Origin of the sequence: Mycobacterium sp. SM3041 (assembly GCF_039668335.1) — a bacterium.
Lineage (GTDB): Bacteria > Actinomycetota > Actinomycetes > Mycobacteriales > Mycobacteriaceae > Mycobacterium.
In genome coordinates, this window is record NZ_JAYXBQ010000036.1 from 1 (window position 1) to 2,424 (window position 2,424).

Here is a 2,424-nt window from a genome sequence, read left to right on the forward strand (position 1 = left end):
CGAAAGTTCGCGATCTACTTCACGTTCGGCGATGCGATGCTCAGTTGTAGTGCGTCGTCGCGCACGCGGTCGGCGTCGTGAGGTTCACGCCGGGGTAGGTGACCTGAATGTCGGCGCAGGCAATGAAATTAGCCTCGGTGTTGGGCCTGCCGGTCCGCACATCGAGCGTCAGCGACGTGCCGTCGACCGCGAACTCCTCGAACGTACCGCCACCGTTGAACGTGACCGAGACCAGAGCGCTGTTCTGCGACTTGAGCTGCCGTGAGTTCACCGGGCCGTTCCACGAGCCGCGGTTGATCGGCGGGGCTCCGGTCGGTGCACTGTACGAGACGTCTTGGTACACATTGCGGTTGGAGCTGCGCAGCGTGATGTTCTCGCGCGCCCAGGTGTTCGGCGGCAGCGGAACCGGATTGCCCCCGACGACCAGGTTGGCGGCGGTGTTGAAGGTGCACGCACCTCCCGAGCACTGTGCCGTCACGTGAATCTGAATCTTCGTGGCGTCGTCGACGGGCACGAAGGCGTCGGCCGAATTGACTGCGGCAGCAGCCGTCGCGGGGGACATCAGAGCCGTCGCGGTCAGCACAGCGGCCGCGGTTGCTGCGGTAAGCCGGTTCACAGTCAAGAAAGTAATCCGTTCGCTACTCGTCGTAGGTGACTTCGACGGAATCCGTCTTGGGCACCGCCTGGCAACCGAGGATGAGGCCCTCTTCGAGGTCGGACGGCTCCAACACGTCGTTGATCGCCATGTCGACGTCGCCCTTCTTCATCAGCACCGCACATGCCCCGCAGTGCCCCTCGCGGCAGGAGAACGGTGCGTCCAGTCCCTTGTCGAGCAGCACGTCGAGCAGCACGGCCTTGCGCGGCCACTGCAACTCGTGCGTCTCACCGTCGAGCGTGACGATTGCGGTGGCCGGGCCCTCATCGCTGTCATCCTCGGCGAGTACGACAGCGGCGAACGGGTCGGAGTCCAGTGACTGGAACACCTCGAGGTGCACATTGCTCTTGTCGGCGCCCGACTTGAGGAGCGCCTCCTCGGCGGCGGCCATGAACGGGGCCGGGCCGCAGATGAACGTCTCGCGTGTGGTGTAGGGCGCCAGCTGCGTGGCCAGGATGGTCGGGTTGGGCAGGCCCTGCACCGATTCCAGCCAGTGCACGACGGACAGCCGGTCGGGGTACAGCGACGTCAGTTCGCGCAGCGCCTTGCCGAAGATCACCGACTTCTCGTCGCGGTTGGCGTAGAACAGCGTCACCTTGCCGGTGCCCTCGGACAGCGCGGACTTGAGGATCGACAGCATCGGCGTGATGCCGCTACCGCCGGCCAGCAGCAGGAAGTCGGTGTCGAGGTTCTTGGGGACGAACGTGCCGGACGGCGCCAGCACGTGCATCCGCATGCCGACATGTGCGTTGTCGCACAGCCAGTTCGACGCGTAGCCGTCCGCGGTGCGCTTGACCGCGACGGTCAGCGCCTCGTCGGCATGCGGCGAACTGCACAGGGAGTAGCAGCGGGCGACCGACCCGGTGCGGGTGCTCGGGACGCGCAGGGTCAGGAACTGACCGGGGGAGTACTTCAGTCGCTCTGGCGGGATGTCGCTGCCGTCGGGCGTCTTGAACACCAAGACGCGCGCGTCGTTCGTCTCGGCGACGACATCGGCCACCACAAGTTCCAGTACGTGGCTGCCCAGCGGCTCGTCCACAACGATCACCCTTCGTTCGAACCGGCCTGACGGCCAGTAACTAGAACAGGTTACAAAAGTGCAGTTATGCGGGTCTACCTGCTGCAGTACCGCCATGCTCGACACAAATCGTAACGTGTTCTAATCTTCTGTCTAGACGACCACTCCCCGGGAGGCAATCCGTGACGTCAATTGAACAACTCGACGTGCAGGCCGTGCTGGCTGGCATCGACGACCTGCTGCCGGTGCTGCGCGAACGCGCACAGCTGACCGAGGACCTGCGCCAGGTGCCGCAGGAGTCTATCGACAGTCTGAACGAGATCGGCTTCTTCAAACTGCTGCAGCCCGCCCAGTGGGACGGCCTCGAGGCCGATCCCACCGTGTTCTACGAGGCGGTCCGCCGCATCGCCAGTGCCTGCGGTTCCACCGGCTGGGTCGCGTCGATCATCGGCGTGCACAACTGGCACCTGGCGCTGTTCGACCAGCAGGCCCAGGAAGACGTCTGGGGCGACGACTCGACCGTCCGCATCTCCTCGTCCTACGCCCCGATGGGCGCCGGCGTGGTGACCGAGACCGGTGACGGCTACATCGTCAACGGCGCGTGGAACTGGTCCTCCGGTTCGGAGCACGCCACCTGGGCGTTCCTCGGCGGCCCGGTCATCAAGGACGGCCGCCCGGTCGACTTCGGCAGCTTCCTGATCCCGCGCACCGAATACACCATCGACGACGTGTGGAACGTGGTCGGCCTGCG

2 protein-coding genes and 1 pseudogene are annotated in these 2,424 nt (G+C 65.3%); 1 reads left to right on the forward strand and 2 read right to left on the reverse strand.

Annotation, left to right across the window (positions count from 1 at the left end; all coding sequences use genetic code 11):
- Positions 1-40: 40 nt before the first annotated feature.
- Positions 41-616, reverse strand: a complete 576-nt coding sequence (locus tag VXD91_RS09215) for a hypothetical protein (protein WP_133426406.1) — start codon at positions 614-616, stop codon at positions 41-43.
- A gap of 22 nt (positions 617-638) precedes the next feature.
- The gene (locus VXD91_RS09220; protein WP_346415235.1) at positions 639-1,694 is read right to left on the reverse strand and encodes a ferredoxin--NADP reductase; all 1,056 of its coding nucleotides are present in this window, start codon (positions 1,692-1,694) and stop codon (positions 639-641) included.
- Between the two features lie 161 nt (positions 1,695-1,855).
- Here VXD91_RS09220 and VXD91_RS09225 point away from each other — a divergent pair.
- Positions 1,856-2,424 (forward strand): annotated as a pseudogene (locus tag VXD91_RS09225) (flavin-dependent monooxygenase); the annotation flags it as partial.